This is a genomic window from Streptomyces roseifaciens (assembly GCF_001445655.1).
Classification (GTDB): Bacteria; Actinomycetota; Actinomycetes; order Streptomycetales; family Streptomycetaceae; genus Streptomyces; species Streptomyces aureoversilis.
Map to the genome: position 1 here is coordinate 1,152,288 of NZ_LNBE01000004.1, position 13,445 is coordinate 1,165,732.

General features: G+C 72.3%; 10 protein-coding genes. 9 read left to right on the plus strand and 1 reads right to left on the minus strand.

Features of this window, described 5'->3' with window-relative positions; all coding sequences use genetic code 11:
* Window positions 1-85 precede the first annotated feature (85 nt).
* Window positions 86-1,888, minus strand: a complete 1,803-nt coding sequence (locus tag AS857_RS22290; RefSeq protein ID WP_079110564.1) for a glycoside hydrolase family 15 protein — start codon at window positions 1,886-1,888, stop codon at window positions 86-88.
* A gap of 450 nt (window positions 1,889-2,338) precedes the next feature.
* On the opposite strand from AS857_RS22290, the gene AS857_RS22295 reads away from it, so the two are divergent.
* From AS857_RS22295 to AS857_RS22335, 9 genes are all read left to right on the plus strand, one after another.
* The gene (locus AS857_RS22295) at window positions 2,339-3,988 is read left to right on the plus strand and encodes a CTP synthase (protein ID WP_058045050.1); all 1,650 of its coding nucleotides are present in this window, start codon (window positions 2,339-2,341) and stop codon (window positions 3,986-3,988) included.
* A 75-nt stretch (window positions 3,989-4,063) separates the two neighbouring features.
* Window positions 4,064-4,690 carry an NUDIX domain-containing protein gene (locus AS857_RS22300; protein ID WP_058045051.1) on the plus strand — a complete coding sequence of 209 codons (627 nt, stop codon included), beginning with the start codon at window positions 4,064-4,066 and terminating at the stop codon, window positions 4,688-4,690.
* A gap of 259 nt (window positions 4,691-4,949) precedes the next feature.
* Window positions 4,950-7,064 (plus strand): tetratricopeptide repeat protein, encoded by a 2,115-nt coding sequence (locus tag AS857_RS22305; RefSeq protein ID WP_079110824.1) that lies wholly within the window; start codon window positions 4,950-4,952, stop codon window positions 7,062-7,064.
* Between the two features lie 150 nt (window positions 7,065-7,214).
* Complete coding sequence (gene ald / locus AS857_RS22310) at window positions 7,215-8,330, plus strand: alanine dehydrogenase (RefSeq protein WP_058046982.1); 1,116 nt, start codon at window positions 7,215-7,217, stop codon at window positions 8,328-8,330.
* 343 nt (window positions 8,331-8,673) lie between these two features.
* A complete protein-coding gene (locus tag AS857_RS22315; protein ID WP_058045052.1) occupies window positions 8,674-9,801 on the plus strand; it encodes a ParA family protein in 1,128 nt (375 codons plus the stop codon).
* Window positions 9,786-10,343 (plus strand): hypothetical protein, encoded by a 558-nt coding sequence (locus AS857_RS22320; protein WP_079110565.1) that lies wholly within the window; start codon window positions 9,786-9,788, stop codon window positions 10,341-10,343. Before AS857_RS22315 ends, AS857_RS22320 begins: the two co-directional genes overlap by 16 nt.
* Before the next feature lie 65 nt (window positions 10,344-10,408).
* Window positions 10,409-11,434, plus strand: a complete 1,026-nt coding sequence (locus AS857_RS22325) for a segregation and condensation protein A (RefSeq protein WP_079110566.1) — start codon at window positions 10,409-10,411, stop codon at window positions 11,432-11,434.
* Window positions 11,435-11,550: 116 nt separating this feature from the next.
* Window positions 11,551-12,117, plus strand: a complete 567-nt coding sequence (gene scpB, locus AS857_RS22330; protein ID WP_420823989.1) for an SMC-Scp complex subunit ScpB — start codon at window positions 11,551-11,553, stop codon at window positions 12,115-12,117.
* The gene (locus tag AS857_RS22335) at window positions 12,117-13,412 is read left to right on the plus strand and encodes a pseudouridine synthase (protein ID WP_058045054.1); all 1,296 of its coding nucleotides are present in this window, start codon (window positions 12,117-12,119) and stop codon (window positions 13,410-13,412) included. Before scpB ends, AS857_RS22335 begins: the two co-directional genes overlap by 1 nt.
* The last annotated feature ends 33 nt before the right edge of the window (window positions 13,413-13,445 follow it).

The window sequence follows — 13,445 nt, forward strand, 5'->3', positions numbered from 1 at the left end:
GTCCGCCGCAGCGGCGATCAGCCACTGCGGCGGAGACCGGCGGTGCCGGACCGCCTGTGCGAGGGGCGAACCTCGAAGGCCGCCCCTAACCCCCGAACGCGCTGGACGCCGTCAGGCGCAGCGCCGTGTCGATCAGCGGCACGTGGCTGAACGCCTGCGGGAAGTTCCCCACCTGGCGCTGCAGCCGCGGGTCCCACTCCTCCGCCAGCAGACCCAGGTCGTTGCGGAGCCCCAGCAGCTTTTCGAACAGCTGCCGCGCCTCGTCGACCCGGCCGATCATGGCCAGGTCGTCCGCGAGCCAGAAGGAGCAGGCGAGGAAGGCGCCCTCGTCGCCCTCCAGGCCGTCCACCCCGGCCTCCTCGCCCGCGGTGGGGTAGCGCAGCACGAAGCCGTCCGGCGTCGACAGCTCGCGCTGGATCGCCTCGATCGTGCCGATCACGCGCTTGTCGTCGGGCGGCAGGAAGCCCATCTGCGGGATGAGCAGCAGGGAGGCGTCCAGCTCCTTCGACCCGTAGGACTGGGTGAAGGTGTTGCGCTCCTTGTCGTAACCCTTCTCGCACACGTCCCTGTGGATGTCGTCGCGCAGCTCGCGCCACCGCTCCAGGGGGCCGTCCACGTCGCCGGACTCGATGAGCTTGATGGTGCGGTCGACGGCCACCCAGGCCATCACCTTGGAGTGCACGAAGTGGCGGCGCGGGCCGCGCACCTCCCAGATGCCCTCGTCCGGCTCGTTCCAGTGGTCCTCGAGGTAGCCGATCAGGCGCAGCTGCAGCAGCGAGGCGTAGTCGTTGCGGGCGAGGCCCGTCATGTGGGCCAGGTGGAGGGCTTCGGTGACCTCGCCGTAGACGTCCAGCTGGAGCTGGTCGGCGGCGCCGTTGCCGACCCGGACCGGCGTGGAGTTCTCGTAGCCGGGCAGCCACGGCAGCTCGGCCTCGCCCAGCTCGCGCTCGCCGGCGATGCCGTACATGATCTGCAGGTTCTCCGGGTCGCCGGCGACCGCGCGCAGCAGCCACTCGCGCCAGGCGCGGGCCTCCTCGCGGTAGCCGGTGCGCAGCAGGGAGGAGAGGGTGATCGCCGCGTCGCGCAGCCAGGTGTAGCGGTAGTCCCAGTTGCGGACGCCGCCGATCTCCTCCGGCAGGGAGGTGGTGGGCGCGGCCACGATCCCGCCGGTCGGCGCGTAGGTGAGGGCCTTCAGCGTGATCAGCGAGCGGACCACGGCGTCCCGGTAGGGCCCGTGGTACGTACAGTGCTCGACCCACTCGCGCCAGAACTCCTCCGTGGCCTCCAGCGAGCCCTCGGGGTCGGGCAGGGCGGGCGGCTCGCCGTGCGAGGGCTGCCAGCTGATGGTGAAGGCGACGCGCTCACCGGGGGAGACGGTGAAGTCCGCGTACGTGGTGAGGTCCTTGCCGAAGGTGTCGGCGGTGGTGTCGAGCCACACCGAGTCGGGGCCGGCGACGGCCACCGTGCGGTCGCCGACCTTGTGCACCCAGGGCACGACCCGCCCGTAGGAGAAGCGCATGCGCAGCGCGGAGCGCATCGGCACCCGCCCGCTGACGCCCTCCACGATCCGGATCAGCTGGGGCGCGCCGTCGCGCGGCGGCATGAAGTCGATGACGCGGACCGTGCCGCGCGGGGTGTCCCACTCGGATTCGAGCACGAGGGAGTCCCCCCGGTACCGGCGGCGGTCCGCGGGCGGCGGGGCCGCGCCCGAGGGGTGCGCGGGGCCGACCCGCCAGAAGCCGTGTTCCTCCGTGCCGAGCAGACCGGCGAACGCGGCATGGGAATCGAATCGGGGCAGGCACAGCCAGTCGGCCGTGCCGTCCCGGCAGACAAGGGCGGCGGTCTGCATATCACCGATGAGTGCGTAATCCTCGATACGCCCGGCCACGTCATCTCCAGTCGAACGGCGCCACATGACCCCGGCAGGGGTCCCTCTTGCGGTCAAGCGATCTTTAGACGAGCTCTGTTCCGGAATGGTGCGTCTCCCTTGGGAGCACCTCCAGCGGTAGCTGTGGGGAGGTGGCTGGGGGAGGGCGGGATGATGCCGTGCCGGCCGGCTCGCTGCATGTGTCCGAGCAGGATACGACGCCGAGTTGGTGCGACGCGCGACGGTTGGAGGACGAATCTGAGCCGAATGGGTGGCCTGTGACAGGGCCGCCACGCAGGGCCACACAGGGCGCCCGGACGCGTCGGCGGGCGCGGCCGGGCCGGGGCGCTGATACCCTGGTACCCCGTGGACCGGTGGGCGCAAGACCCCCCAACCGCAGCGACGGCACCCCCGAAAACTCCGGGTGGGCGCCGGTACGCACCCTCCACTCGCGACCACGGGAGCCCCCCTTTGGCCATTGCCGCTAAGCCCACGACGACCAAGCACCTCTTCGTCACGGGGGGTGTCGCCTCCTCGCTCGGCAAGGGACTGACCGCCTCCAGCCTGGGCGCGCTGCTCAAGGCCCGGGGACTGCGGGTCACGATGCAGAAGCTCGACCCCTACCTCAACGTAGACCCGGGCACGATGAACCCCTTCCAGCACGGTGAGGTGTTCGTCACCAACGACGGTGCCGAGACCGACCTGGACATCGGTCACTACGAGCGTTTCCTGGACGTCGACCTCGACGGCAGCGCGAACGTCACCACCGGCCAGGTGTACTCCTCGGTGATCGCCAAGGAGCGGCGTGGTGAGTACCTGGGTGACACCGTGCAGGTCATCCCGCACATCACCAACGAGATCAAGCACCGTATCCGCCGGATGGCGACGGACGACGTCGATGTGGTGATCACCGAGGTCGGCGGGACGGTGGGTGACATCGAGTCGCTGCCGTTCCTGGAGACGGTCCGTCAGGTCCGTCACGAGGTCGGCCGGGACAACGTCTTCGTCGTCCACATCTCCCTCCTGCCCTACATCGGTCCGTCGGGTGAGCTGAAGACCAAGCCGACCCAGCACTCGGTGGCGGCGCTGCGCAACATCGGTATCCAGCCCGATGCGATCGTGCTGCGTGCCGACCGTGAGGTGCCCACGGCCATCAAGCGCAAGATCTCGCTGATGTGTGATGTCGACGAGGCTGCCGTGGTCGCGGCCATCGACGCCCCGTCGATCTACGACATCCCCAAGGTCCTGCACACCGAGGGCCTGGACGCCTATGTGGTGCGCAAGCTGGACCTGCCTTTCCGTGACGTGAACTGGACCCAGTGGGAGGACCTGCTGGACCGCGTCCACAACCCCTCCCACGAGGTCACGGTCGCGCTGGTCGGCAAGTACATCGACCTGCCCGACGCCTACCTGTCGGTGACCGAGGCCATCCGTGCGGGCGGCTTCGCCAACCGTGCCAAGGTCAAGGTCAAGTGGGTCGCCTCCGACGACTGCAAGACCCCGGCCGGCGCCGCCGCCGCGCTCGGTGACGTCGACGCCATCTGCGTCCCCGGCGGCTTCGGCGACCGCGGCGTGAACGGCAAGGTCGGCGCGATCACCTACGCCCGCGAGAACAAGGTGCCGCTGCTGGGCCTGTGCCTGGGCCTGCAGTGCGTGGTCATCGAGGCCGCCCGCAACCTGGCCGGCATCGAGGGCGCGAACTCCACCGAGTTCGACCCGGCCACCGCCAACCCGGTCATCTCCACGATGGCCGAGCAGCTGGACATCGTCGCCGGCGAGGGCGACATGGGCGGAACGATGCGCCTGGGCATGTACCCGGCCAAGCTCGCCGAGGGCTCCATCGTCCGCGAGGTCTACGACGACCAGCCCTACGTGGAGGAGCGCCACCGTCACCGCTACGAGGTGAACAACTCCTACCGCGCCGAACTGGAGAAGGCCGGCCTGGTCTTCTCGGGCACCTCCCCCGACAACAAGCTCGTCGAATACGTCGAGTACCCCCGCGAGGTCCACCCCTACCTCGTCGCCACCCAGGCCCACCCCGAGCTCCGCTCCCGCCCGACCCGCCCCCACCCGCTCTTCGCGGGCCTGGTGAAGGCGGCCGTCGAGCGTCAGCAGGGCTGACCTATACGGTTGACCGGGGTGAAGGTTTCCGCACGGAGGCCCTCACCCCGGTTTCCGCATTTCTGGAGGACGCACATGGGCATCAAGGACACCGCCGCCGAGTGGCCGGTCACCGCCACACAGACCCCGTTCACCGGCAACAAGACCAGCGTCCGCACGGACGAGGTGGAGATGCCCGACGGAACCGTCGTCAAGCGCGACTACCAGGTGCACCCGGGCTCCGTCGCCGTCCTCGCCCTGGACGAGGAGGGCCGCGTGCTGGTCCTCAGCCAGTACCGCCACCCCGTCCGGCAGAAGCTGTGGGAGATCCCCGCGGGCCTGCTCGACGTGCCCGGCGAGAACCCGCTGCACGCCGCCCAGCGCGAGCTGTACGAGGAGGCCCACGTCAAGGCCGAGGACTGGCGGGTGCTGACCGACGTCTACACCACCCCCGGCGGCTGCGACGAGGCCGTGCGGATCTTCCTGGCCCGCGAGATCTCCGACGTCGAGGGCGAGCGCTTCGAGGTCGAGCACGAGGAGCTCGACATGGAGCTGGCCCGGGTGCCGCTCCAGGAGCTGGTGCGCGGCGTCCTCGCGGGCGAGCTGCACAACAACTGCCTGGTCGTCGGCGCCCTCTCGCTCACGGCGGCACTGGCCGGCGACGGCCTGGACGCCCTCCGCCCGGCGGACGCGCCGTGGCCGGCGCGGCCTTTCGAGGCGTAGCCGCCTCTTTCCGCGGACCGGGGTGACCACGGTCGCCGCGGATTCCGCCGGACTCCCGCCGTGGCAGGGCACGGGTTTTCCCGATGAGCATCAGAACCGAATAGGTGATCTTCTGCGGCGGCGGCCGGGACTCACCGGGGCGCGTCGGGCCGTGAACTAGGCTCGTCGCGTGCTCGACCGCGGCCGCGGCGGGCTCGTGCGTGGCAGGTGGACGGGAGTGTGCCCCGTGGCGGAGCGGGCGGTGGAGACCGGCGGCGGGATGGCGGCGGTGCCGCCGGGGCGGCGGCTGTCCGTCCCGGCGGCGAGCGCCCCGGCCCGCGCGGCGGCCTTCGCGCTGCCAGGGTTCGTCGGGCGCCGCCGGGAGCTGGAGGAGCTGCGCGCCGACATCGTGCGCGCGGGCCTGGACACCCTCGCCGGCCGCAAGAGCGGGCGCGGCCGGGTCCTGCTGATCGCCGGGCGGCCCGGCTCCGGCCGTACGGCCCTGGCCGAGGAGCTCGCCGGGCAGCTCGCCGGGCGCTATCCCGACGGCGTGCTGCGCGCCCGGCTCACCGAGACCGACGGCTCTCCCGTCCCCACCGAGCGGACCGCCCGCGCGCTGCTCGCCGCGCTCGGCGAGCCCGTCCCTCCGGGGGCGGAGGAGGACGAGCTGACGCAGGCGGTGCGCGCCGCCCTGCGCGGCCGCCGGGCGCTGCTGGTGCTCGACGACGCCGCGGGCGCCGAGCAGGTGGACCCGCTGCTGCCGGACAAGTCCGAGTGCCTGGTGGTGGCCGTCTCGCGGGGCCCGCTGACCGGCGTGCCCGACGTGCGGCCCTGCACCCTGGGCGGCCTCGACACGGCCTCCGCCGTCGATCTCCTGGAGCGCTTCGCGGGCCCCACGCGCATCACGTGCGACCCGGCCGCCGCGCAGGCGGTGGTCGAGGAGTGCGGCGGGCAGCCCGCCGCACTCGTCCTGGTGGGCGGCTGGCTGGCGGCCATGTCCAAGCTGTCCGTGGTCGACGCGGTCACCCGGCTGCGGGAGCTGCCGCCCGGCGAGGGCCTCGACGTCGCGGGCCGTTCGCTGTCCCGGGCCTTCCGGCTCGCCCACGAGGCGCTGCCCGCGCCCTCCGCCCGCATCCTGCGGCTGCTCGCGCTGGCCCCGGCCGGCGCCGTCGACGCCCACACCGCCTCCGCGCTGGCCGGCTGCTCGGTGGCCGCCGCGCAGAGCGCCCTGGAGGACTTCGAGGCCCGCGGCCTGCTGCGGGCCGAGCCCTCCCCGGGCTCGCTGGCTCCGCAGTACCGGGTGCCGGGCTGCCTCACGGCGCTGCTCCGGGAGCTGATGCAGGCCCAGGAGCGCCCGGCCGAGATCGAACTGGCCCGGGCGCGGATGCTGGAGCGGACGGTCCGTCAGCTGCACTCGTGCCGGGCCGCCACCCGCACCGACGACCCGCTGACCCGCAAGCGGCTGGCGGAGCTGCCCAGACCCCTGCGGTTCGCCTCGCCGCAGACGGCCGCCGAGTGGCTGCGCTGCCGGCTGCCGGCGCTGCTGGCGGCCGCCCGGCTCGCCGTGCAGGACGGGCACCTCGACACGCTCGCCCGGCGGCTGGTGTCCGCGCTGACCCGGGCCCTGACGGCCCATTTCGGCGCCGAGGAGGCGGGCCCGGAGCTCTATGGCCTCCACCAGCTCGTCCTGGACGTGGCGCAGCGCTGCGAGATGCCGCTGGAGAAGGCGGCCGCCCTGCTGAACCTGGGCGACCTGGACGCCCGGGCCGGCCGGGTCCCCGCCGCCCTGGGCCGCTACCGGGAGGCCCTGGACGCGGCGCGTCACGCGGGCGACCCGTACGCGATCAGCCGCTCCCTGGAGTCCATCGCCGCCTCCTACCACGAGCTCGGGGACTGGCAGCGGGCCGTCGACTGGTACGGGCGGGCGCTGGAGCTGCGCCTGACGCGCGGTGAACTCGCCGACGAGGCCCGGCTGTACGGGCGGCTGGGCGCCGTACGCGCCTACGCCGGGCAGTGGAACGAGGCGCTGCGCGACTGGCGGGCGGCGGCGGCCGCGTGCCGCCGACTGCGGGACCTGCCGGGCCACGCCCGGGCCCTCACCGAGATCGCCCGGGTGCAGGAGTACGCCGGCCGCCCGCAGGAGGCGCTGCGGACCTGCCGGGAGGCCGTGGAGTGCGCGCGGCAGGCGGGCGACGACCGCATGCGTGCCGCGGTGCTGCTGCGGCTCGCGGACGTGCTGGAGCGGCTCGGGGACCCCGGGGCGGCCGGTGAGCACCGTGCCGCGGCGGGAGAGCTGCTGGTGGCCGGGCCCGACGGGCCCCCTGCCGGGCCGGGTGGCGCCATAGCGGCCGTGCCCCCACCCGCCGAGGCTGAGGGTTACCTACGAAATCAGTAGTGGTCTTCCAAAAAATTGGCTCTTTGCAAGGCTAGACAGCACAGGATCCTTCATTAGACTGGTTGGGCCGCGGTCGACGCGGTCTGCTCTGGTATGCCCCCGCATTTCCGGATTAGCCTGTAATTCTCTGATTCAAGGACCGTGATCGACGTGAAGGTCGGCATCCCCCGCGAGGTCAAGAACAACGAGTTCCGCGTGGCCATCACGCCCGCCGGCGTGCATGAGCTCGTGCGCAACGGCCACCAGGTCTTCGTCGAGAAGAACGCCGGTGTGGGCTCCTCCATCACCGACGCCGAGTACGTCGCGGCCGGCGCCGCGATCCTGGACACGGCCGACGAGGTCTGGTCGACCGCCGACCTGCTGCTGAAGGTCAAGGAGCCGATCGCGGAGGAGTACCACCGTCTCCGCAAGGGCCAGACCCTCTTCACCTACCTGCACCTGGCCGCCTCCCGCGAGTGCACCGACGCCCTGCTGCAGTCCGGCACCACGGCGATCGCGTACGAGACGGTCGAGCTCGCCAACCGCGCGCTGCCGCTGCTCGCCCCGATGTCCGAGGTCGCGGGCCGCCTGGCCCCGCAGGTCGGCGCCTACCACCTGATGCGCTCGGCCGGCGGCCGCGGCGTCCTGCCGGGCGGCGTCCCGGGCACTGCGGCCGGCAAGGCCGTCGTCATCGGCGGCGGCGTCTCCGGCTGGAACGCCGCGCAGATCGCCGTCGGCATGGGCTTCCACGTCACCCTGCTCGACCGTGACATCAACAAGCTCCGCGAGGCCGACAAGGTCTTCGGCACCAAGGTGCAGACGATCGTCTCCAACGCCTTCGAGCTGGAGAAGGCCGTCGTCGAGGCCGACCTCGTCATCGGCGCCGTCCTCATCCCGGGTGCCAAGGCCCCGAAGCTGGTCACCAACGAGCTCGTCGCCAAGATGAAGCCCGGAAGTGTACTTGTCGACATTGCGATCGACCAGGGCGGCTGCTTCGAGGACTCGCGTCCGACCACCCACGCCGAGCCGACCTTCGAGGTCCACGACTCGGTCTTCTACTGCGTCGCCAACATGCCGGGCGCGGTGCCGCACACCTCCACCTACGCGCTGACCAACGCCACGCTGCCCTACATCGTGGAGCTGGCCAACCGCGGCTGGCAGGAGGCGCTGAGCCGGGACGCCGCGCTCGCCAAGGGCCTCAACACCCACGAGGGACAGGTCGTTTACGGCCCCGTCGCCGAGGCGCACGGCCTGCCGTTCGTCGAACTGAGCACCCTGCTCGGCTGAGTCGTCAACACGACACGCCAAGAGCGCACCCCCGGCCGGGCCTTGTTCAGCAAGGTCCGGCCGGGGCCGTTTCCGCCCAGTTTGTGAGCGGTTTCAACGCCTGGTCACCCACCCGCGAAACTTCCGGGTTGTGGGCCGCAAACCCTTGACAGAAGCCTGTTCGATTGCCGACACATCGTGCCGTCTCCGGCGGATTGTGTTGCTGCGAACCGCCGACACGCCATAGAGTCGCCAACCGTCGGCATGGTGCAACGCTGACCTATCTAGATGTTTCCTGGTCACCAAGGAGGTAGGACGACTTGTGAATGAGTCGACATTTGCTCCCGGGGGTGGTCACCCAGGAATGTCTGCGCAGGGCCAGAGTCCCACGGGGCTCGAAGCTGTCGGCTCCGTCGCTGTCCACACCTTCGCGGCACACCAGAGCATCCAGAGCACACCGACAGCCCACCAGAGCATGGACGGCCATCACGTGAACGCCATGGCCGGCGACCGGGGCGGGGTCGATCCCGCGCGGCTCGCCGACTACGAGGACGTGCCCGACGGGCACTTCTACGACCCTGACGCGGAGTACGAGCCCGACCCCGAGTACGCGGCCACCCTCGCGCCCGACGCTGCCCGGCAGCGCCGCGAGCGCATCGGCCCCACCGGGCGTCCCCTGCCGTACTTCCCCATCCCCGGTCCGCTGACCGACCACGGCCCCGCGAAGATCATCGCGATGTGCAACCAGAAGGGCGGGGTCGGCAAGACCACCTCGACCATCAACCTGGGTGCCGCCCTGGCCGAGTACGGGCGCCGGGTGCTGCTCGTCGACTTCGACCCGCAGGGCGCGCTCTCCGTCGGCCTCGGCGTCAATCCGATGGAGCTGGACCTGACGGTCTACAACCTCCTGATGGAGCGGGGCATGTCGGCCGACGAGGTCCTCCTCAAGACGGCCGTGCCCAACATGGACCTGCTGCCCAGCAATATCGATTTGTCTGCCGCCGAGGTCCAGCTCGTCAGCGAGGTGGCCCGCGAGTCGACGCTGCAGCGCGCGCTCAAGCCGCTGCTCGCCGACTACGACTACATCGTCATCGACTGCCAGCCCTCGCTCGGCCTGCTCACCGTCAACGCCCTGACGGCCGCTCACAAGGTGATCGTGCCGCTGGAGTGCGAGTTCTTCGCGCTGCGCGGTGTGGCGCTGCTCACCGAGACGATCGAGAAGGTCCAGGAGCGACTCAACCCCGAGCTGGAGCTCGACGGCATCCTCGCCACCATGTACGACTCGCGGACGGTGCACAGCCGCGAGGTCCTCGCGCGCGTGGTCGAGGCCTTCGACGATCACGTCTACCACACCGTCATCGGCCGTACGGTCCGCTTCCCCGAGACCACGGTCGCGGGCGAGCCGATCACCACGTACGCGTCCAACTCCGTGGGTGCCGCCGCCTACCGCCAGCTCGCCAGGGAGGTGCTCGCCCGGTGTCACGCCGAGTGAGTCTGCCCGGCGCCGACGAACTGTTCCGTACCACCGGGGGGTCGGGGCTGCAGTCCTCCTCCCCCCGCCGGCAGGCGAACGGCGAGGGCGCCCCGCGGGTGCCCGGCCCGGCCGGTGACTCCGAGACCACGCCCGAAGGCGGCGCCGCCGGCGCGGGCGGCGAGCCCGGCGGCCGGGGTGCCGCCGCGGCCGACCGGGACAGCGCCCCCGAGCGCCGTCCCGCGTCCGCGCAGGAGCGCCCCGCGGGCACCGTCCGGGCCGCGGGCCAGGGCGAGGCCGCGGCGCCCGCGCAGGGCCGCCGCAGGGGGCGCGGGGCGGGCCGCCGGCCCAGCGGCCGGGAGCGCCACGACGAGAAGATCACGGTCTACGTCTCCGCCGAGGAGCTCATGGACCTCGAACACGCGCGCCTGGTGCTGCGCGGTGAGCACGGGCTCGCGGTCGACCGCGGCAGGATCGTGCGGGAGGCCGTCGCGGTCGTCCTCGCCGACCTGGAGTCGCGGGGCGACGCGAGCATCCTCGTACGGCGCCTGCGCGGCCGCTGAGCGGCATTCGCCGGTAGCCTGCCCCTTGGCCGTACGGCCCGTCTCCGCCTGCACCTGGACCCCTGATGCCCTCAGTTTCCTCCTCGGCCCGCCGTCGCCTGGGCCTCGGCCCCGGTACGGCGTCGCCTGCCGGCGGAGGTGAGGGGGACGGGGGCGCGGGGGCGCCTGCCGGCGCGGGTGACGGTGGCGAGTGCGCCGCGGCGGGGACGGCGTCCCTGCCGGATGCGCCTGCCGACGGGAAGGACACCGCCGACGGGAAGGCCGACGCCGCCGAAGGCACGGCCGACGCGAGGTTCACCGTCCGGCTCGACAACTTCGAAGGGCCCTTCGACCTCCTGCTGCAGCTGATCGCCAAGCACAAGCTGGACGTCACCGAGGTCGCCCTCCACAAGGTCACCGACGAGTTCATGGCGCACATCCGCGCCATGGGGCCCGACTTCGACCTGGACCAGACCACCGAGTTCCTCGTCGTCGCAGCGACCCTGCTCGACCTCAAGGCGGCCCGCCTGCTGCCCGCCGCCGACGTGGAGGACGAGGCCGACCTCGCCCTCCTGGAGGCGCGCGACCTGCTGTTCGCCCGCCTCCTGCAGTACCGGGCGTACAAGCGGGTCGCGGAGATCTTCAGCGGCCGGCTGGACGAGGAGGCGCGGCGCTTCCCCCGTACGGTCGGCCTGGAGCCGCACCACGCGGAGCTGCTGCCCGAGGTCGTCCTCGGCATCGGGCCCGAGCGCTTGGCCGAGCTGGCCGTCAAGGCCATGCGGCCCAGGCCGGCGCCGCAGGTGTACGTCGACCACATCCACGCGCCGCTGGTCAGCGTCCGCGAGCAGGCCGAGGTCGTCGTGGCCCGGCTGCGGCGGGCGGGCCGGGTCAGCTTCGGGGAGCTGGCCGGCGACGCCCCGGACACCCTCACCGTCGTCGCCCGCTTCCTGGCGCTGCTGGAGCTCTACCGCGAGCGCGTGGTCGCCCTGGACCAGGACGAGGCCCTCGGCGAGCTGGGGGTGCGCTGGACGGGCGAGGAGGGGGCGGAACCGCTGGTGACGGACGAGTTCGACCGGGAGCCGGAGACCGAGCCGGAGGAGAGTGCACAGTGAGCGCAGAGACGGCGGAGACCTACGTGACGTACGAGGGCGAGGAAGCCCCCGCAGGGGCCTCCGGTGTGTCCGGCGTCTCCGGGCTTGCCCTCAAGCCCGCCCTGGAGGCCGTCCTCATGGTCGTCGACGAGCCCGCCACCGAGGAGCACCTGGCCAAGGTCCTGGAGCGCCCCCGCCGCGAGATCGCCGCGGCCCTCGGGGAGCTGGCCGGGGAGTACGACGCCCAGGGGCGCGGTTTCGAGCTGCGGCAGGTCGCCGGGGGCTGGCGCTTCTTCACCCGGGCGGCCTACGCGGACGCCGTCGAGGCGTTCGTCCTCGACGGCCAGCAGGCACGCCTCACCCAGGCCGCCCTGGAGACCCTCGCCGTCGTCGCGTACCGTCAGCCGGTCAGCCGGTCGAAGGTCTCGGCGGTGCGCGGCGTGAACTGCGACGGGGTCATGCGCACCCTCCTCCAGAGAGGTCTGGTGGAGGAGGCGGGGACGGAACCCGAAACAGGTGCGATCCTGTACAGGACGACGAAGTACTTTCTGGAGCGCATGGGCCTGCGAGGCCTGGACGAGCTCCCGGAGCTCGCGCCCTTCCTCCCCGAGGCGGAGGCGATCGAGGGCGACACTCAGGAAGGTGTGCCGTCGTTCGATCCGGACGCACCGGACACCGAAGCGGACGACAAGACGGAACTTTGATGCGAAGCAGCGGCAGGAACAGCGGAAGCGGCAACCGGGACGACCGGGGCGGTCGAGGACGTCCGGCGTCCGGGGGCGGGCGCGCGGGCGGCGGCCGTTCCGGCGGCGGGCGCCCCGAGGGCGGCGGTCGCTCCGGCGGCGGGAGCTACGGTGGCGGTCGTTCCGAGGGCGGTCGCTCCGGTGGCGGCGGTCGTTCCGAGGGCGGGCGCTACGACGGCGGTCGCTCCGGGGACCGGCGCGACGACAGGCCGCAGGAGCGTCCGCGTCGTCCGCGCCCCGAGGAGCGTCGCTACGACGTGGGCCCCGACGCCGAGCGCACCCGCAGCGGCCCCACCAGCGGCCGCACCAGTGGACCCACGAGCGGCCGCGGTGCGGCGGCCCGCGGCGGAGCCAAGGGCGGCCCCCGCAAGAGCTCCACGGCAGGCTCCGGCGGCCGCAGCAGCGGGCCCGCCCGCGGCCACGGCCATGCCCCCGCCCGCTCGCGCGAGCTCGACGCCAAGATCGAGGAGCGCAACCGGGAGCGGCACAACAAGCCGCAGGTGAAGACTCCCAAGACCTTCCCCGGCGCCGAGCAGGAAGGCGAGCGCCTGCAGAAGGTGCTGGCCCGGGCCGGCATGGGCTCGCGCCGTGCCTGCGAAGAGCTGATCGAGATGGCCCGCGTCGAGGTCAACGGGCAGATCGTCACCGAGCAGGGCCTGCGGGTCGACCCGGAGAAGGACGAGATCAAGGTCGACGGCCTGACCGTCGCCACCCAGTCCTACCTGTTCTTCGCCCTCAACAAGCCGGCCGGCGTCGTCTCCACCATGGAGGACCCCGACGGCCGCCAGTGCCTCGGCGACTACGTCACCAACCGCGAGACCCGGCTCTTCCACGTCGGCCGGCTCGACACGGAGACCGAGGGCATCATCCTGCTCACCAACCACGGCGAGCTGGCCCACCGTCTGACGCACCCGCGCTACGGCGTGCAGAAGACGTACCTCGCCGCCATCACCGGGCCGCTGCCGCGCGACATCGGCAAGCAGCTCAAGAACGGCATCGAGCTGGAGGACGGCTACGCCCGCGCGGACAACTTCCGCGTCATCCAGCAGACCGGCAAGAACTACCTGGTCGAGGTCACCCTCCACGAGGGCCGCAAGCACATCGTGCGCCGCATGCTCTCCGAGGCGGGCTTCCCCGTCGAGAAGCTGGTCCGCACCGCGTTCGGCCCGATCGCCCTGGGCGACCAGAAGTCCGGCTGGCTCCGCCGCCTGACGAACACCGAGGTCGGCATGCTGATGCGCGAGGTCGACCTCTAGACCGGAGCGCCGCTGCGGCGGAGAGGACCTTCT

Coding starts and splice junctions, on each gene's coding strand:
- AS857_RS22300 (WP_058045051.1), top strand. CDS start 4,064: ATGGGCATCAAGGACACCGCCGCCGAGTGGCCGGTCACCGCCACACAG.
- AS857_RS22305 (WP_079110824.1), top strand. CDS start 4,950: ATGGCGGCGGTGCCGCCGGGGCGGCGGCTGTCCGTCCCGGCGGCGAGC.
- AS857_RS22315 (WP_058045052.1), top strand. CDS start 8,674: ATGTCTGCGCAGGGCCAGAGTCCCACGGGGCTCGAAGCTGTCGGCTCC.
- AS857_RS22325 (WP_079110566.1), top strand. CDS start 10,409: ATGCCCTCAGTTTCCTCCTCGGCCCGCCGTCGCCTGGGCCTCGGCCCC.
- scpB (WP_420823989.1), top strand. CDS start 11,551: ATGGTCGTCGACGAGCCCGCCACCGAGGAGCACCTGGCCAAGGTCCTG.
- AS857_RS22335 (WP_058045054.1), top strand. CDS start 12,117: ATGCGAAGCAGCGGCAGGAACAGCGGAAGCGGCAACCGGGACGACCGG.